Source organism: Mycolicibacterium sarraceniae (genome assembly GCF_010731875.1).
GTDB lineage: Bacteria > Actinomycetota > Actinomycetes > Mycobacteriales > Mycobacteriaceae > Mycobacterium > Mycobacterium sarraceniae.
In genome coordinates, this window is record NZ_AP022595.1 from 4,455,027 (window position 1) to 4,472,399 (window position 17,373).

At 65.8% G+C, this 17,373-nt stretch carries 14 protein-coding genes and 3 pseudogenes; 9 read left to right on the forward strand and 8 right to left on the reverse strand.

Annotated features, from left to right (window positions below; genetic code table 11):
- Positions 1-66: 66 nt before the first annotated feature.
- The 5 genes and pseudogenes from G6N13_RS22230 (at position 67) to G6N13_RS22250 (ending at position 5,183) form a co-directional block, all read left to right on the forward strand.
- The gene (locus tag G6N13_RS22230; RefSeq protein WP_163700592.1) at positions 67-1,206 is read left to right on the forward strand and encodes an acyl-CoA dehydrogenase family protein; all 1,140 of its coding nucleotides are present in this window, start codon (positions 67-69) and stop codon (positions 1,204-1,206) included.
- Entirely contained in the window at positions 1,203-2,462 is a 1,260-nt protein-coding gene (locus tag G6N13_RS22235; protein WP_163700595.1) for an acyl-CoA dehydrogenase family protein, read from the forward strand. Before G6N13_RS22230 ends, G6N13_RS22235 begins: the two co-directional genes overlap by 4 nt.
- 93 nt (positions 2,463-2,555) lie before the next feature.
- A pseudogene (locus G6N13_RS22240) lies at positions 2,556-3,161 on the forward strand (carbohydrate ABC transporter permease); the annotation flags it as partial.
- Between the two features lie 28 nt (positions 3,162-3,189).
- Entirely contained in the window at positions 3,190-4,242 is a 1,053-nt protein-coding gene (locus G6N13_RS22245; RefSeq protein ID WP_163700602.1) for an ABC transporter ATP-binding protein, read from the forward strand.
- 56 nt (positions 4,243-4,298) lie between these two features.
- Complete coding sequence (locus G6N13_RS22250; protein ID WP_163700605.1) at positions 4,299-5,183, forward strand: TIM barrel protein; 885 nt, start codon at positions 4,299-4,301, stop codon at positions 5,181-5,183.
- Here the strand turns inward: G6N13_RS22250 and G6N13_RS22255 are convergent.
- The 3 genes and pseudogenes from G6N13_RS22255 to G6N13_RS22265 form a co-directional block, all read right to left on the reverse strand.
- Positions 5,180-6,199: an Rv2578c family radical SAM protein gene (locus G6N13_RS22255; RefSeq protein ID WP_163700608.1), complete on the reverse strand. Its 1,020-nt coding sequence runs from the start codon at positions 6,197-6,199 to the stop codon at positions 5,180-5,182. The two genes, G6N13_RS22250 and G6N13_RS22255, sit on opposite strands and share 4 nt — an antisense overlap.
- A gap of 216 nt (positions 6,200-6,415) precedes the next feature.
- Positions 6,416-7,812: pseudogene (locus tag G6N13_RS22260) on the reverse strand (IS1380 family transposase).
- Between the two features lie 149 nt (positions 7,813-7,961).
- Positions 7,962-8,417, reverse strand: coding sequence for a hypothetical protein (locus G6N13_RS22265; RefSeq protein WP_163700611.1), 456 nt, complete (start codon positions 8,415-8,417; stop codon positions 7,962-7,964).
- Positions 8,418-8,558: 141 nt separating this feature from the next.
- On the opposite strand from G6N13_RS22265, the gene G6N13_RS22270 reads away from it, so the two are divergent.
- Positions 8,559-8,747 carry a hypothetical protein gene (locus G6N13_RS22270; protein ID WP_163700614.1) on the forward strand — a complete coding sequence of 63 codons (189 nt, stop codon included), beginning with the start codon at positions 8,559-8,561 and terminating at the stop codon, positions 8,745-8,747.
- Between the two features lie 5 nt (positions 8,748-8,752).
- Here the strand turns inward: G6N13_RS22270 and G6N13_RS22275 are convergent, their stop codons facing one another.
- Complete coding sequence (locus G6N13_RS22275; RefSeq protein ID WP_163700617.1) at positions 8,753-9,190, reverse strand: Rv2576c family protein; 438 nt, start codon at positions 9,188-9,190, stop codon at positions 8,753-8,755.
- 258 nt (positions 9,191-9,448) lie between these two features.
- Between G6N13_RS22275 and G6N13_RS22280 the strand changes: the two are divergent.
- Positions 9,449-9,655: pseudogene (locus G6N13_RS22280) on the forward strand (urea ABC transporter substrate-binding protein); the annotation flags it as partial.
- A gap of 83 nt (positions 9,656-9,738) precedes the next feature.
- Here the strand turns inward: G6N13_RS22280 and G6N13_RS22285 are convergent.
- The 3 genes from G6N13_RS22285 to G6N13_RS22295 all read right to left on the reverse strand — a co-directional run bounded on the left by G6N13_RS22285 (position 9,739) and on the right by G6N13_RS22295 (position 12,520).
- A complete protein-coding gene (locus G6N13_RS22285) occupies positions 9,739-10,191 on the reverse strand; it encodes a hypothetical protein (RefSeq protein ID WP_163700620.1) in 453 nt (150 codons plus the stop codon).
- 365 nt (positions 10,192-10,556) lie between these two features.
- Complete coding sequence (gene hisS / locus G6N13_RS22290; RefSeq protein ID WP_163700623.1) at positions 10,557-11,816, reverse strand: histidine--tRNA ligase; 1,260 nt, start codon at positions 11,814-11,816, stop codon at positions 10,557-10,559.
- Positions 11,813-12,520, reverse strand: coding sequence for an MBL fold metallo-hydrolase (locus G6N13_RS22295; protein WP_163700626.1), 708 nt, complete (start codon positions 12,518-12,520; stop codon positions 11,813-11,815). Before G6N13_RS22295 ends, hisS begins: the two co-directional genes overlap by 4 nt.
- 445 nt (positions 12,521-12,965) lie before the next feature.
- Between G6N13_RS22295 and G6N13_RS22300 the strand changes: the two genes are divergently transcribed.
- Positions 12,966-13,859 carry a peptidylprolyl isomerase gene (locus G6N13_RS22300; RefSeq protein ID WP_163700628.1) on the forward strand — a complete coding sequence of 298 codons (894 nt, stop codon included), beginning with the start codon at positions 12,966-12,968 and terminating at the stop codon, positions 13,857-13,859.
- A gap of 6 nt (positions 13,860-13,865) precedes the next feature.
- Positions 13,866-14,867 carry a peptidylprolyl isomerase gene (locus G6N13_RS22305; protein ID WP_163700631.1) on the forward strand — a complete coding sequence of 334 codons (1,002 nt, stop codon included), beginning with the start codon at positions 13,866-13,868 and terminating at the stop codon, positions 14,865-14,867.
- Between the two features lie 107 nt (positions 14,868-14,974).
- On the opposite strand, the gene G6N13_RS22310 is transcribed toward G6N13_RS22305, so the two are convergent.
- Positions 14,975-17,290: a RelA/SpoT family protein gene (locus G6N13_RS22310; protein WP_235678113.1), complete on the reverse strand. Its 2,316-nt coding sequence runs from the start codon at positions 17,288-17,290 to the stop codon at positions 14,975-14,977.
- Positions 17,291-17,373 lie beyond the last annotated feature (83 nt).

The following is a 17,373-nucleotide window of genomic DNA, read 5'->3' on the forward strand; positions in this document are numbered from 1 at the left end:
GATGGGGGTGCGCGCCGGGAACCCGGCGCGCACGTCTGCGGTGTTGATGAAAGCGAGAACGACACCATGACCGAAGTCGCCAACCCCGAACAGCTGCTGTTCGCGTCGACAACGCAGGCCTTCCTGGAGAAGGAAGCGTCACTGAGCCGGGTGCGCGAGCTTCACGCGGCGGACACCTCCTTCGACAGCGCATGGTGGCAGCGGGCGGCCGAGCTCGGCTGGGCCAGCCTGTTGGTGCCCGAAGAGCTTGGCGGCGGCAGTGTTTCGGGTGACGGGCTGGCCGACCTCGCCCTGGTGGCCGAGCAGATCGGCCATAGTGTGGCACCTGGTCCGCTGCATCCGGTGAGCATCGTGCTGGCGGGCCTCGTCGAGGCTCCGAACGGACACGAGGACAGCATCCAAGCGCTGGTGTCGGGCGAGCTGATCGCGTCGTGGGCGGTCTACGAACCGCGCCGGTCGCTGTCCCCGTTGCAGCCTGCAGTGACCGCGACGCGCACCGAGTCCGGCTACCGTATCGACGGGGTGAAGGACCGCGTCGAAGCGGGTGCCGAAGCTGGTGTCTTTCTGGTGGTCGCCGACGTCGACGGCAGTCCTGGCCAGTTCCTGGTCTCTGCCGATCGAGCCACGGTCACCGAACAACGGTCCGTTGACATGGTGAAGCGTTATGCCCGAGTGGAATTCAACGGTGTCGAGGTCGACGAATCCGCCGCGGTCGGGGATGCCGCCCAGACACCGGCGATCATCGAGCGACAGCGACAGGTTGCGTTGGTGCTGCAATGCGCCGAGATCGTCGGGATTCTCGAGACCGTGCTGGCGATGACGACACAGTGGATGTTCGACCGTCACAGTTTCGGCAGACCACTGGCGTCCTACCAAGCACTCAAGCACCGGCTCGCCGATATGAAGATTTGGTTCGAGGCGTGCCGAGCCACCACCGCCGGTGCAGTGGCTGCGGTGTCAGCCCGCTCGGATGACGCCGCCAAACTGGTGAGCGTCGCCAAGGCCTATGTGGCCGAACGTGCTCCGGTCATGCTGCAGGATTGTGTGCAGCTGCACGGTGGGATCGGCGTCACCTGGGAGCATGATCTGCACCTGTTTCTGCGCCGCACCGAGCTCTACCGCGCACTCTATGGTTCCCCCGACGATCACCACCGCGCGGTGTACGCGCTGAGTGCCAAGACTGTGCGACAGGAGACTTCGGCATGAGCGACACCGCGATCTCTACGGCAACCGAATCGGTCGCCGAATTCGCCGCCAGGGCCCGTAGCTGGCTGGCGGCGAACATGACGCCCATCGACCCCGACCACCCGCCATTCGCGGTGCGCGCCGAACAACCCTCATGGGACCGCGCTCAGGATCTGCAAAAGCGTTTGTACGAGGGCGGTTTCGCCGGTCTTTGTTTCCCCACCGAGTACGGCGGGCAGGGCCTGGACTACGCCTACCAGCGTGCGTTCGACATCGAATGCCGCGGCTATGAGATGCCGCTGATCCTCAACGTGCCCTCGCTGACCATTTGCGCGGCGACGATTCTCGATATGGGTACCGAAGCCCAGAAGCGCGAACGTATTTCGGCTGCCATCCGTGGCGACGAGGTGCTCTGTCAACTGCTGAGCGAGCCCAGCGGCGGCTCAGATCTGGCCGGCGTCATCACCCGCGCCGATCGCCGCGGCGACAAGTGGATCGTCAACGGCGCGAAGACGTGGAGCACCAGCGCGTTCGCCGCCGACTACGGGCTGATGCTGGCCCGCACCGACTGGACCGTGCCCAAGCACGAGGGCTTGACGATGTTCTTGGTGCCCTTGAACTCCCCCGGCATCACGATGCGCCGGATCAAGGAGGTCAACGGTAACGAGGAATTCTGCGAGGAGTTCTTCGACGGCCTCGAACTCGGCGATGAGGCCGTCGTCGGCGAGGTCAACAACGGCTGGGAAGTCGCCTCCCGTCAGCTGCACCACGAGCGCCGCGCGGTCGGCGGCGGATCAGAATTCGCCAGCGGCGCCGGCGCGGAGAACGCCGAAGAGATGCCGCCGGATCATGTCACCCTCGCCGAGCGCACCGGTCAGGGCGACGACCCTGCGGTGCAGAGCCTGGCCGGCCGCGCGTTGGTGCGCCGAATCGTCAAGGAGCAACTGATCCATCACGTCGGCAGCGCCATCGGCAATGGCACCCTGCCGCCCAACTCGGGCACGCTGATCCGGTTGTTCCATGCCGAGACAACCGAACTCGAAGTCGATACCGCGCTGGCGATCGCCGGTACCGCCGGTGTGGTCGACGAGGGCGGGGAGCTGTCCGACATCTTGGATATCGGAATCAGGTTTCTGTCCCGGCAGACCGGTTCACTCGGTGGCGGCAGCAGCGAGATGGCCCGCAATGTGATCAGCGAGCGCATCCTCGGCTTCCCGCGCGAACTGGCCGCCGACAAGGGTGTGCCGTTCAATCAGGTCAGGCGCGGCGGCGGCTAGGCCGCGCTTGACCTGTCCCTGCCCGGTTAGCCAACTGCGGCCGGGGGCAGGGAGCAGCGGTAGTCCCTGACTACCGCCATGAGCTCAGTGACCGCCGTTGTCGCCGTCACCACGGTGGTCGTCAGTATCGTTGCCGGGACCATGGCCTCCTACGCCATCTCGCGGTACCGAGCCGGCGGTTCTGTCACCCGATTCGGCATGCTGGCCGCCCAGGTTCTGCCGCCCGCGGTACTGGTTTTTCCGTTTCTCACCATGGCCTACACACTTCGTCTGAGCGGCACGTTGATCCCAGTCACCTTGGCGCACATCAGTTTCGTGCTGCCGTTCGTCACCTGGTTTCTCATCGGCTTGTGGGAATCGGTACCGGCATCGCTGGAGGAACAGGCCCGCGTCGACGGTCTGACCCGGTTTGGAGCCTTCAACAAGGTGATGGTCCCCCAGGTGTTGCCTGGCATCGGTGCGGCCGCCATCTTCGGTTTCATCTTGTCCTGGAACGACATGTTCTACGGACTGATTCTGGCACCCAACAAGAATCAGCTGCTTCCAGTTGCGATCTCGTCGTTCAACACCTTCCGCGGAGTCGATCTCGGCACCATGAGCGCCGCCATCATCATTTCCATCGTGCCTGTCGTCATCGCGGCCTTCTTCGTCCAACGCCGCCTCATCCAGGGCATGGGCGGCGGTGCCGTCAAATTCTGACCAGCCATCCATCGAACAGAGAGAACCCTTGGCTACCATTACTTTTAGCAACGTCACCAAGACCTACGGTCAGAATCACGTCGTCGACAACCTCGACCTGGACCTGCCGGACGGATCGATGACTGTCCTGGTCGGCCCGTCTGGATGTGGCAAATCGACCTCGCTGCGCATGCTTGCCGGCCTGGAAGCGGTGTCCTCGGGAGACATCTTCATCGGCGAGCGCAATGTCACGCATGTCGACACCCGTGACCGTGACATCGCGATGGTGTTCCAGAACTACGCGCTCTACCCACATCTCGACGTCCTGGACAATGTGGCATTTCCGTTGCGCGCCAAGAAGATGAAGAAGGCCGACGCACACCGCCGCGCCACCGAAGTCGCCCAGTCCGTGGGCCTCGGCGAACTACTCAAACGTCGTCCCAAGGATCTCAGCGGCGGCCAGCAACAGCGCGTCGCCATCGCCCGCGCAATCGTCCGCGAACCGGCGATCTTCCTATTCGACGAACCGCTGAGCAATCTGGACGCCAAACTCCGGATCGAAACGCGCACCGAACTGCTACGCATCCAGCGTCGGCTGGGCATCACCTCGTTCTACGTCACCCACGACCAAGAGGAGGCGATGACCCTCTCTGATCGGATGGTGGTAACGCGCAACGGTGGTGTGGCGCAGACCGGCACGCCGAACGAGGTGTATTCCCGGCCGGTGGACACCTTCGTCGCGACCTTCGTCGGCAGCCCCAAGATGAACCTGATCGCCGGCTCGTACTCAGAGTCGCTGCTGCATACAGAAATCGGAATCGACTTCGCGGTGGATCCGCCGAGGCGCGGTGATCTGCTACTCGGAGTGCGGCCTGACGATCTGCTCCTGAGCCCCGACCCGGCGTCACACGCCGTCGTTTCGCTCGTCGAGTTGCTGGGACCGCGCGCCATCGTCACGGTCACGGCGGGTGCCACTGAACTGACGGCGGTCGCGGAGGTCAGCCGTCTCGGCGGCATCGAATCCGGTGCCCCGGTCGCGCTGCGCGTCCGGCCGCGCTCCGCCCACTACTTCGACCGCGAATCAGGAAATCGCATCGAATGACGAACGCATCAACGCCAGCACCACGGCTGCACCTGGGCATCAATACCTGTTTTGCAGTGAAACGCTGGCCCGAGCCCCGCGATTGGGCGCGGATCGCCAAGAAGGAACTCGGCCTCGACGTCGTCCAGCTGAGCATCGATCTGCTGCCGGTCGGTTTCGATCCGGCCGCGGCACTGTCGTACGCAGAGCGTGCGCGCGCGGCGGCCGATGAATACGGTCTCGAAATCCACAGTCTGTTCACCGGGCTGGCGGCCTATTCATCCGGGCTGCTGCTCTCCGATGATGCTGGCGACCGCGCCGCGGCCTGCGGCTGGTATGAGCAGATGATCGCGGTGACCGCAGCGGCGGGCGGGCGCGGTGTGGGTGGGCACCTCGGGGCGCTGTCAGTAGCAGCGGCGGCGGATGCGCAGCGCGCGCGGGCTTTGATCGACGACGAACTCGAAGCCATGCGTAAGCTCGCCGACACGGCGTGCGCCGCCGGGTTGGACCACCTACAGTTCGAGAACCTTGCTGTGACCCGCGAATACGGGCATTCGATCGACGAGGCACATGCCGTCGAGGGCGCGCTCGCCGATACGGCAATACCGTGGCGGCTGTGCCTGGATCTCGGCCACCCTGCGGCACTGGATCCGGCGACGCCAAGCGGCCACATCGATAATTGGATCCGCCAGAGCTGGCGACATACCCCGGTCGTGCAACTTCAGCAATCACCCCGTGGCGCCGACCATCACGGGCCGTTCACCGCCGCTACCCAGGCGGAGGGCACCGTCGACCCGACTGTCGTGGTCGATCAACTCCGGCGGAACTGGACCGGCGACGTCTACCTGTTTTTTGAAGTCATCCACGCGCATGAGCAGGCCGACGACACGGTGCTCGCCGATCTGCAGGAGAGTGTGGCGACCTGGCGGACCGCGCTGTCCGGCGCGCAACAATCGACTTAGAACAGCGTGGGCACCGGCTCGGGTTCGGTGACGGGCACAGCCGCGGCCGGCGCCCCGCGGAAGGAGTGGCCATCTCGCGCCAGCCCGTACTTGGCCACCAGCGGTGCCACGCGTGTGCGCAACACGTCGCGGTATTCCTGCGGCAGGTAGGCCCCGCGACGGTACAGCTGCCGATAGGGCGCAACGAGTTCGGGATGCGAGCGCGCCAGCCAGCTCATGAACCAGCCCCGCGTCGAACTGCGCAGGTGCAGGCCGAACACCGTGACCGATGTCGCGCCCGCCGCGGCAATTTGGCCGAGCAGGCCGTCGAGATGCTCGACCGAGTCGGTGAGATGCGGTAGCACCGGGGCGACCATCACGTGGCAGTCCAGCCCGGCCTCGCGCACCGCCGCGATCAGCCCGAGCCGGGCTTGCGGCGACGGTGTGCCGGGTTCCACATCCTTGTGCAGATCGGCGTCACCGACGGCCAGCGAGATCGCGACCGATACCGGAACTCGTTGTCCCGCATCGGCAATCAGATCCAGATCCCGGCGCAGCAAGGTGCCCTTCGTCAGGATCGACAACGGCGTGCCCGACGCAGCGAGCGCGCCGATGATGCCCGGCATCAACGCATAGCGACCCTCAGCCCGTTGATACGGGTCGGTATTGGTGCCCAGCGCCACAGTTTCCCGGCGCCACGACGGACGCCCCAGCTCGCGGCGCAGCACGTCGACGATATTGGTCTTCACCACGATCTGGCTGTCGAAATCGGCACCCGGATCGAATTCCAGATATTCGTGGGTGGGCCGGGCGAAGCAGTACCGGCAGGCGTGCGAGCAGCCCCGGTAGCCGTTGACGGTGAACCGGAATGGCAGCATCGAGGCGGCCGGAATCTTGTTCAACGCCGACTTGCAGAGCACCTCGTGAAACGTGATGCCGTCGAATTGCGGGGTGCGCACGCTGCGCACCAGGCCGATGCGCTGCAGTCCGGGCAGCGCACCGTCGTCGACCGCTATCCCTTGGCCGCTCCACCGCATTCCTTTATTCGAACGCATGTGCGATGATCTGTCAATGGGCCACTAGCCTCGATTTTGCATGCCGGTCGATTTCGGTTGCGGGTTGGGCTGGGGTGGCCGGTTTCTTCGGTCTTTTCGACATGGGGCGTGTTTGGTCGTCCCGTGTCGTCGGGTTGGGCGGGCTTTCCAAGGGCCGGTAGGTCTTTCGTAGTCGTTGGGACAGGTCGGTGCGGGGATTCAGGGGAAGGCGTCGCGGAGTCGGTGCCAGGCGGCGGTGATGGCTGCCGCCCAGCGCCAGGTGGCGTCGATGCGCAGCCGGATTTGGCGGGCGCCTTTGGTGATGCGGGCGGCCACGTGCAGGACCCGATAGCGGAAGGTGTCGATCTCGCAGGTGGCCAGATCAGGATGCTCGGTGAAGCCGATCAATGTGGCCCATGCCACGAGGTCGGTGGCGGCGAGGATGATTTCGAGCCAGGCATTGTTGGCGTCGAAACCGTGGCAGGGTAGGTTTCGCAGCCCGGTGGCCTTGGCCTCGCGGATGCGGTCTTCGACGCGGGCGTGTTGGCGGTGACGTAATTCCAGACCGGCGAGTTGCCCGTCGATGACGCCGTTGGGTGTGTCGGTGATGAAGGCGGTGACCCGCATCCCGTCGGCGTCGGTGAAGTTCAGTTGCGCGCCGGGATGGGGACGTTCCTTGCGCAGGATCAGCCGGGTGCCGGCCGGCCAGCCGCTCAGGTCGACCAGGCCGGTGGCCTCGGCGATCCACGCGCCGTCGCGGATCCCGCCGCCGGAGTCGATCGCCGGATACCAGGCGTCGGCGAGGTTGAGGGTGTCGACCGCGTCGCGTACGCGGGCGTCGACGGCGAACCCGAACGAGAACCCCACGCCTTGGCGGCGGCATTCGGTGGCGAACTTGTGCGTCGCGCCGGCCGAATCCGAACGCACCAGGATCTTTTGGGCGGCGGGGTCGTCGGGGTCGGGTCGGTAGGCGGCCGGCAGCGATTCCAGCGCCCGACCCAACACGGTGATGTGATCGGCGGCGGTGTTGGACCCGGCGTTGCCTGCTCGCAGCAGCCCGGCCAACGCTTCACCGCCGGCGACCTCGGGGCGGTCCAAAAACGCCAGCAGCGGGTGGTGACCATAGGTCTTCTTCCAGGTCGCGGCCGCGTTCTGCTTGTTGTCGGAATGGTCGATAGTGATGGTGGCGTCCATGTCGATGTGCAGCCACCGTCGCCGGCGGGCGCGGCCCCGGCGGCCCACGCCGCGGCCCGCGCATCCGATCGCGCCGCACGGATTGCGGGCAGGTGGGCGGCGTCGATCCGCTCGTCGACCAGCCGCCACATTGTGGTGGTCGAGGCGGCCGGACCGAACACGTGCTCACGGTCCCCGCACGACTGTCCGACCCCGTCGATGCAGGTCGCGCCGTCGGCGACCGCCGCGGCGAGATCGGCGAACACCGCGCCCGGCGGGTAGATCCACGGGCCCCGATAGGTGTCGGCCAACGCCGCGGTGACCCCTGCCGACAACCCGGACAGCTCCGCCAGTTCCCGCAGCATGCCCATTCCGGCATGGGACACGACACCATGACCGTCCGCAGAGACTTTCACCCGGGAAACCGCTGCGATACTCTTCACCTGCGAAGTGCCTTCCAGCTCGCATCATGGACTCTCGACAAGTCCCATCATGCCTTGCAGGACAGGCACTTTCGCCTATCAACACACTCCGACCAGCGCGTTTTACGAAAAATTCAGGCTAGGTGTCCAACTCCCCCGCGATACCCCGCTCAAGGGCGGCGGTGGTCCGCTCCGGTAGCACGAGCAACCCGTCGAGCTCGCCGCGGGCCAAGTCGTAGGCCCGTTCCCGCTCCTGCTGCGTGGCACCTCGATCGGCGGCCACCCGCAGCAGGGAGTTCGCAGTCGAGCCAACGGGTGACGATGCGCCATTGTGCCGCTTGATTTTTCGGCGCAAGCAGCAGCGAATCCGGCTCAGCTTCCCGCTTGTTGAACGCGCAGATGCCCCGCCAGGCCGCGTAGACCGCACCGGCCAGCGGCACGATGACGAGCAGCAGCTCGACCAACCGGAAAATCAGCCCCACCTGGCCAGGATGCCACCTGGCTAGCCCGGCCCGCCGCCGGCCGAGCACCATGAGCCCGGCCAGTGCGTTGACCAACAGCTTGCGCCACGCCTCGGTGCTGAAATCGGGGTTCAGTTCCACGGTCATTCCGGCCGGACGCAACACCGCCGCCAGGGTTTCGGCGTCCTCGTCGTCCGGCAGGACCAGACGGACGCCGGTCCGCGGCCGAACCCAGGCCCGGGTAGCACGATGGCGTCACCGGTATCGGGACACACCTCGATCTGGCTGTGTGGGTTTTGACGTCCGATGATCGGCTGCTCGGCCGCCGTTGCCGCCACCGGAACCACCCGCGCCGCGCGGCTGACCGAGATTCGCCTCGACACCAATGCCTCGATGACGGAGAACATCGCCAGGTGTCCGCGGTTCGGCTACGTCGAAACCCACCGGGGCGGACAGGACGGCGTTCGCCGGGTGTTCGTCAGCAAGCGCCTATGAGGCGCTCACGAGGTCCACTTGGATAAGTAGCACTGGGGGCTGTAGGGGGCATCTTGGGCGACGGCCACCTGGCCGTCGATGGCCACATCGCAGTGCGCGTTCGGGGCCCCCTGTCCGCCATGGGTGGTGCTCCCAACCTGAAGGAACGCCCACTGCGGATCCGCGAGAGTGGTCTGGAAAACCCACGGCGCATCCGGCGACACCGTGATGGTCTCGCGCTTGATGAACGCGTCGGAGTTCGCGTTGTACGCGTCCTTGCTCGGCGGCTGAGCGGTCAGGTAGGTGATGGTGAAGTCGTAGGTCCCACCCGTGGCGAGTGTGTACGTCACCTGATGCCCGGGCGCCGGATCGGCGTTCGACACCGCGTGAGTGGCCGCAACACCGGCAGCCGCCATCACCAGCGCCGACCCAACCCTTGCTGTCACTTTTCGCATATCACGCATATCGGCCACGCTATCGGCAGCGTTACCCGTGTCGCGACCCCGCGACGCGCAGCGAATGGATAGCAGGTTAACGCGTTCATCACACACAGATCTGTCAGAGAAACTCATGCGCTCTAACGTCCGCTTTGACACCAACCGTGGGTTCGGGGGCCATCAGGTCTGTCGACGCCCAATGCTTTTGTTTCCCAACATGAAAGGGCCTTTGTACAACTCCGGCGGTCCGCTCTGAATCGATCGGCATTGGCTGCGACAAGCGTGATGGTGGCAGCCGGACTCGTGCTGTCGGGCTGCGGCAGCAAGGCCAGCGAGACCGATTCAGCAAAGTCTGAATCCTGCGTGGAAACGTCCGGGTCCAATGTTAAGACGAGTCCACTGAACTCGTTGTCGGGCACGATGGCGATCTCCAAGGTGACCGGCCGCGACGCCATCAAGCTCGCCGTCGACGAGATCAACGGCACGGGCGGCGCGCCGGACCAGCTCAAGCCGCAAGGCCATGCTGCTTGAGGATGACATTCGGGCGCCGGGCCCCGAGCAAGCAGCCCTGAGCCTCAGCCCGCGTCGAGCAGACGGGCGTCGTCGGACCGCGACGCCATCAGCATCCTCAGCCGGCCGAACAGATCGACCGCCGATTGCACGGCCTGATCGACCGACGGGCCGAATTCGACGTCACCACCGCGATAGCACCGCTCGGCCAGCACACCGACCAGACGCGGATCGCAGGATTCGAATACCGCGGCACTGACCCGCGGCGCGGAATCATTCCACTGGTCCACCAGGGATGCCACCCTGCAGCGCTGCTCGGCCGGGTAGTAGCGCTCGCCGGTGATGGTGACCTGAACCGCCGCTCCCGACGGCCCGCACGGTTGCAGATGCACGTGCAGGCGGCCGTGGTTGGCACTGACGAGAAAGAAGTACTCGTCGTCGTGGTGCCCGCGGAAATGCCTCAGCTGGCGGGTGCTGAGGTAGCTCTTAATGAGCCGGGCGCCGGTCGCGGTGGTCATGACGGTAAAACGAACCCCACACACGACACGGTTCCCACCTAGCCCAAGGGTCCGCCAAGAATCCAGTGAGAATTGGATAAATGGGGGTGCGCAGTGGGCGCCGCGAATCTATCGGCGTTCTCTTCGCGTTGGCTGCGAACGTAGTAACTTCTGCCTCAGTAGTAACTCCACTGACAAGAGACGGGCAGTACCATCTGCAAGGCTGGCTGGCGGCGCAGATCCCAACCAGCTGTCGCAGACGTACTTCACCAACTCCGGCCAGATCAGCCATGCTCAGGCCGACGCCGCGATCAACTTCGCGAAGACCGACCTTTGCCCGGCTGGCTGACAACCACCTGAACGACCGATGGCGCGGCTGGCCTGAATTAGGCCAGCCGCGTTATCACTTCAGCGGCCACCGAGTCGGCCGCAATGTCGATCTGGGCGCCGGTGGTGAGATCTTTGAGCCCCACGGTTCCGGCCTCGATATCGCGGTCGCCTGCTACCAAGGCAAGGCGAGCACCCGAACGATCGGCAGCGCGCATCGCGCCCTTCATGCCGCGATCGCCGTACGCCACGTCCACGCGTACGCCCTCCGCGCGCAGGTTCGCCGCCAGCCTCGCGAGCACCAATTTGGCCTGCTCTCCCAGCGGAACCCCGAAAACATCGCAGCGGCTGGGGTTTCCGGCTGTTTTGCCCTCAGCCCGCAACGCCAGCAGGGTGCGGTCGACCCCCAGCCCGAAGCCAATACCGGAGAGGTCCTGACCGCCGAGCTGACGCATCAGCCCGTCGTAGCGGCCGCCACCGCCGATCCCGGACTGGGCACCGAGTCCGTCATGCACGAACTCGAATGTGGTCTTGGTGTAGTAGTCCAGCCCCCGCACCATCCGCGGGTTGACCACGTAGGGCACCCCGAGCGCATCGAGGTGGGCGAGCACCGTCTCGAAATGCTGCTTGGCGACATCGGAGAGATGGTCGAGCATCACCGGGGCGTCGGCCGTCACCTCCCGCACGTGCGGTCGTTTGTCGTCAAGCACCCGCAGCGGGTTGATCTCGGCGCGCCGTTTGGTGTCGTCATCGAGATCCAGTGCGAACAGGAAGCTTTGCAGCAGCTCCCGATACTGGGGCCGGCAGGTGTCGTCACCCAGCGAGGTGATCTCCAGGCGGAAGCCGTTTAGGCCCAGCGAGCGGAAGCCAGCATCGGCGGTCGCGATGACCTCGGCATCCAGCGCGGGATCGTCGACGCCGATAGCCTCGACCCCGACCTGCTGCAGCTGCCGGTACCGCCCGGCCTGTGGACGCTCATAGCGGAAGAACGGACCGGCATAGCAGAGCTTGACCGGCAGTGCGCCGCGGTCCAGTCCGTGTTCGATGACCGCGCGCATCACACCGGCGGTGCCCTCGGGCCGTAGCGTCACCGACCGCTCGCCGCGATCGGCGAAGGTGTACATCTCTTTGGAGACCACATCGGTGGACTCGCCGACGCCGCGGGCGAACAGTGCGGTGTCCTCGAAGATGGGCAGCTCGACATCGCCGTAGCCGGCCAGCCGGGCCGTCCGCAGCAGGCCGTCGCGGATGGCGACGAACTCGGCCGATTCGGGCGGCAGGTAGTCAGGGACACCCTTGGGCGCCTGGAATTCGCTCACGTGGTCAGACCTTCGAGGAATGGATTGGTACGGCGTTCGAGACCAATGGTGGTGGATTCACCGTGCCCCGGTAATACCAGGGTGTCGTCGTCGAGCACCAAGAGTTTGTCGACGATCGAGCCGAGCAGGTCCCGGCCACTGCCGCCGGGCAGGTCGGTGCGGCCCACCGTCTGCTTGAACAGGGTGTCACCGGTGAAGGCCAAGGGAACTCCGCTGATCCCCGGGTCGCTGCGCTCCTGCCCGCTGGAAAACCCGGCCCGCGCGACTCGGAACACTACCGAGCCCTTGGTATGGCCGGGCGTGTGGTCGACGGTCACCGTGATGCCGCCGAGCTCGATCTTGTCCCCGTCGCAGTCCAGTTCGACGACCTGCCGGGGCTCGCGGAACAGCGCACTGAGTGCGATCTGGCCCAGCCTGGGACCGAGGCCCCGGATAGGGTCGGTGAGCATGAAACGGTCCTCGGGATGGATGTACACCGGGCAGCCGAACGTATCGCCGACCTTCTGCGCCGACCAGATGTGGTCGATATGCCCGTGGGTGAGCAGCACCGCCGCGGGGGTCAGCCGATTCTCGTCGAGAATACGGCGCAAGGTACCCATCGCGCGCTGACCCGGGTCGACGACGATGGCGTCGGCCCCGGGGCGTGGGGCCAGCACGTAGCAGTTGCATGCCAACATGCCAGCCGGGAATCCGGTGAGCAGCACGTGGTCCAGTCTCCCATCCCTGTTCACCGGGCCGCGGACCCCTGGGCCGCCTATCGGGTGAAGACCAGGGCTGGGGTATGACCTTGCCGGCCGAAGCCCCGCGAGCCGCACACCAGGCCGTTGTGGACCGGGTCGGCGCCGGAGAAGGGCCAGTACCACTGCACCGGATGCAGCGCATGGGCTTAGTGATCGCCACCAATCCAACGGTGGCGCAATCGATCTCGGTTCGTCGCAAACGCATGCTGACGTGCGGGCCGGTTCACCAGCGCGGTGTCGGCCACTGCGCCCCTACTGGTAGCCGCCCATCCGTTGCGCCGGTAGCAAGGCACCCGCACGTAAAGTAGGACTTCAGTCAACCGAACGACGTCGGCACCGGACAATCCGTCTCAGCATGAGCTGGCACACTCGGTGCCGACTCACCCGAACCCAACGGAGGACCACCGCGGTGCCCACCAATGAACAGCGACGTGCGACGGCCAAGCGCAAACTCGAGCGGCAGCTGGAGCGTCGCGCTCAACAGGAGAAGCGTCGCCAGCTGTTCGTCGTGATCGGCGGTGTGGTGGCGATCGTCGTGGCCGCGGCCTTGGTGGCCACATTTGTCCTGACCAACAAGGACGACAAGACCACGGCATCCGCGTCATCCTCGGTGCCGAGCAGCGCATCGACCGACCCGAATGGGCCGATCGCCCCTCCACCGCCCACCGGCGGCCTGCCGGCGTTCAAGCCCGGAGCAAACCTGGGCGCCAACTGCCAGTACCCGGCCTCGCCCGAGCCGGCCAGTAAGAAGGTCGACCCGCCGCACAGCGGCAAGGTGCCGACCACCCCGCCCACAGTGAGCGCCAGTATGAGCACCAACCAGGGCAACCTCGGGCTGGTTCTGGACAACGCCAAGGCCCCGTGCACGGTGAACAGCTTCGCCAGCCTGGCGCAAAAGGGTTTCTTCGACAACACCCCCTGCCACCGGTTGACGACGTCGCCGTCGTTGGCGGTGCTGCAGTGCGGTGACCCGACCGGCAACGGTACCGGCGGACCGGGTTACCAGTTCGCCAACGAGTATCCCACTGACCAGTACCCGCCGAACGATCCCGGCCTGCAACAGCCGGTGGTCTATCCGCGCGGAACGCTGGCCATGGCCAACGCCGGGCCGGGCACCAACGGCAGTCAGTTCTTCCTGGTCTACAAGGACTCGCAGCTGCCGCCGAACTACACCGCGTTCGGCACGATCGACGCGACCGGCCTGGCCACGCTGGACAAGATCGCTGCCGCGGGGGTGGCCGGCGGCGACCAGGACGGTAAGCCGGCGACGGGTGTGCAGGTCAAGTCGATTTTGTTGGACTAACCGGCCATGAGCCAGCCGCCGTATTACCCACCGCCGCAACCGCATTACGGTGCGCCGTACGGGCCCGGGCCCTACCCGTATCCGGTACCGCAGCCGACCAATGGGATGGCTGTCGCAGCACTGATCTGTGCGTTCGTGTTCGCGCCGCTGGGCATCGTATTCGGGCACATCTCGCTGTCGCAGATCAAAAAGAGCGGCGAGGAAGGCCGCGGGCTGGCGATCGCCGGGCTGGTGATCAGCTATCTGGTGACGGTCGTGAGCATCGTGGCTTTGATCGCGGGAATCGCGCTTTTCTCCTGGGTGGCCAGGGAGTTGGATCGCACCGGCGGTGCCGGCCTTCCGCCTCGGACCACGGCGGCCGGACCCGGTGGCGGGCAACTGCCGGCGTTCGTGCCACCGGCCACGCTCGGCCTCAACTGCCAGTACCCGGTCACCGCGACTCCGGCCGACAAACCGGTCCGACCGCCGGTCGCCGGTAAGGTCGCCACCACGCCGAAGACGGTGGACGCGACGGTGGTCACCAACGCCGGGCCGATCGTCCTGCACCTTGACAACGCCAAGGCACCCTGCACGGTCAACAGCTTCGAAAGTTTGGTCACACAAGGCTATTTCGACGACACCCCGTGCCATCGCCTCACCGACTCGCGGTCACTGTCGGTGCTGCAGTGTGGTGACCCCACCGGCAGCGGAACCGGCGGACCCGGATACCGGTTCGCCAACGAATACCCGACGAACCAGTACCGGCCGTTCGACCAGGCACTCAAGCAGCCCGTGACCTACCCCCGCGGCACACTGGCTATGGCTAACGCTGGACCCGATACCAACGGCAGCCAGTTCTTCATCGTCTACCGCGACTCCAAGCTACCGCCGACCTACACCGCGTTCGGCCAGGTCGACAAGACCGGCTTCGAGGTTCTCGAAGATATCGCCGCGATCGGCATTGCCGGCGGTGCCGACGATGGCAAGCCCGCCAAGCCGGTGACGATCAAGACGATCCGACTGAACTGAACGTCAGCCTTGGCGGAGCCCAGTGTCTGCGTAACCGTCACGCCGGTGGACATTTCGATGAGATAATCTGCAGCGCTAGGGCGTTCAGCACGCTGTGAGCTGTGCGGTCAGGCCGCGCTGGTCACCCGGTAGACGTCGTAGACACCTTCGATGTTGCGCACCGCGTTGAGCACATGCCCGAGGTGTTTGGGGTCGCCCATCTCAAAGGTGAAGCGGCTGATCGCCACTCGATCGTTAGAGGTGGTCACCGAAGCCGACAGGATGTTGACCCGCTCATCGGCCAGCACCCGGGTGACATCGGACAACAACCGATGTCGGTCGAGGGCCTCGACCTGGATGGCCACCAGGAACACCGATGTAGGCGACGGCGCCCACATCACCTCGATGATGCGTTCGGACTGTTGTTGCAGGGAACCGGCATTGGTGCAGTCCGTGCGGTGCACGCTGACACCCCCGCCGCGTGTGACGAATCCCATGATGTTGTCACCGGGTACCGGTGTGCAGCACTTGGCGAGTTTGGTCAGCGTCCCGGCTGCGCCGGGCACCGCGACGCCGGTGTCATCATTGCTGCGATGACGCACCGGCATGGTGGCCGGCGTCGAGCGTTCGGCCAGTTCGTCTTCGGCACTCTCGGCGCCGCCGAGCTGATCCACCAGCCGCTGCACCACGTGCCGTGGCGAGACATGACCCTCCCCGACGGCGGTGTAGAGCGCCGAGATGTCGGTGTAGCGCAGCTCCTGCGCCAGCGCGCCCATTGCTTCGGCATTGACCAGCCGCTGCAACGGAAGTCCGACCCGGCGCACCTCGCGGGCGATGGAGTCCTTACCGGCCTCCAGTGCCTCTTCGCGGCGTTCCTTGGCGAACCACTGCCGGATCTTGGCCTTGGCCCGCGGCGACACGACGAACGTCTGCCAGTCCCGTGATGGCCCCGCGTTCGGCGCCTTCGAGGTGAAAACCTCGACCTGGTCGCCGTTTTCGAGCTTGCGCTCCAGGGCGACCAACCGACCGTTGACCCGGGAACCGATACAGCGGTGTCCGACCTCGGTATGCACCGCATACGCGAAGTCCACCGGGGTGGAGCCGGCCGGGAGAGTGATCAGGTCACCCTTGGGAGTGAATACGAAGATCTCCTGAACCGCGAGGTCGTAACGCAGCGATTCGAGGAACTCACCGGGGTCGGCGGCCTCCCGCTGCCAGTCGAGCAACTGCCGCATCCACGCCATATCGTCGATCTCGGCGGCGGCATTCAAGGCTGGAACTCCGTTGCGGCCCTTGGATTCCTTATAACGCCAATGCGCCGCGATGCCGAACTCGGCCGTCTTGTGCATGGACTCGGTGCGGATCTGCACCTCCAGCGGCTTGCCTTCCGGGCCGACCACGGTGGTGTGCAGCGACTGGTACACCCCGAACCGCGGCTGGGCTATGTAGTCCTTGAACCGCCCGGGCATCGGCTGCCACAGCGAATGCACAACGCCCACAGCCGCATAGCAGTCGCGGATCTCGTCGCACAGGATCCGCACACCCACCAAGTCGTGGATATCGTCGAAGTCGCGGCCCTTGACGATCATCTTCTGATAGATCGACCAGTAGTGCTTGGGTCTGCCCTCGACGGCCGCGGTGATCTTCATCCCGGACAGCGCCGAGGTGATCTCGGCACGAACCTTGGCCAGATAGGTGTCCCGCGACGGTGCCCGATCGGCGACCAGCCGCACGATCTCCTCGTAGCGCTTGGGATGCAGGATCGCGAAGGACAAGTCTTCCAGCTCCCATTTGACGGTGGCCATCCCCAGCCGATGAGCAAGCGGGGCAATGACTTCCAGCGTCTCGCGGGCTTTGCGGGCCTGCTTTTCCGGCGGCAGGAACCGCATAGTGCGCATGTTGTGCAACCGGTCGGCGACCTTGATGACGAGCACCCGCGGATCCCGGGCCATCGCGATGATCATCTTGCGGATGGTCTCGCCCTCAGCGGCGGTGCCCAGCGCCACCTTGTCCAGCTTGGTGACCCCGTCGACCAGATGCGCCACCTCTTCGCCGAAGTCGGCCGTCAGTGCCTCCATGGCGTAGCCGGTGTCTTCGACGGTGTCGTGCAACAGCGCGGCCACCAACGCGGTGGTGTCCATGCCGAGTTCGGCCAGGATGTTGGCGACCGCCAGCGGGTGGGTGATGTACGGATCGCCCGAGCGGCGAAGTTGATCGGCGTGCTTGGCCTCGGCCACCTCGTAGGCGCGCTGCAGGATCGCCAGGTCGGCCTTCGGGTACATCTCCCGGTGCACGGCGACCAGTGGTTCCAGCACCGGGTTGACGGTGCTGCGCTGTGCGGTCATCCGGCGTGCCAGCCGGGCGCGCACCCGCCGTGACGCGCTGCTGGTGGTCTTCGGGGTCTCCACCCGCGGCTCGGCGGGCGGGATGTCGCCGACCGGCATCGGCGCCGCGGTCACAGCGCCGTTGTCGTCCACCACGCCATCACCTCCTCGCCATCGCAACTTCGAGGATATCCCGCCGTGAG

Coding starts and splice junctions, on each gene's coding strand:
- G6N13_RS22270 (WP_163700614.1), top strand. CDS start 8,559: ATGATCGGCTGCTCGGCCGCCGTTGCCGCCACCGGAACCACCCGCGCC.
- G6N13_RS22310 (WP_235678113.1), bottom strand. CDS start 17,290: ATGCCGGTCGGCGACATCCCGCCCGCCGAGCCGCGGGTGGAGACCCCG.
- G6N13_RS22275 (WP_163700617.1), bottom strand. CDS start 9,190: ATGCGTGATATGCGAAAAGTGACAGCAAGGGTTGGGTCGGCGCTGGTG.
- G6N13_RS22235 (WP_163700595.1), top strand. CDS start 1,203: ATGAGCGACACCGCGATCTCTACGGCAACCGAATCGGTCGCCGAATTC.
- G6N13_RS22230 (WP_163700592.1), top strand. CDS start 67: ATGACCGAAGTCGCCAACCCCGAACAGCTGCTGTTCGCGTCGACAACG.
- G6N13_RS22285 (WP_163700620.1), bottom strand. CDS start 10,191: ATGACCACCGCGACCGGCGCCCGGCTCATTAAGAGCTACCTCAGCACC.
- G6N13_RS22255 (WP_163700608.1), bottom strand. CDS start 6,199: ATGCGGTGGAGCGGCCAAGGGATAGCGGTCGACGACGGTGCGCTGCCC.
- G6N13_RS22305 (WP_163700631.1), top strand. CDS start 13,866: ATGAGCCAGCCGCCGTATTACCCACCGCCGCAACCGCATTACGGTGCG.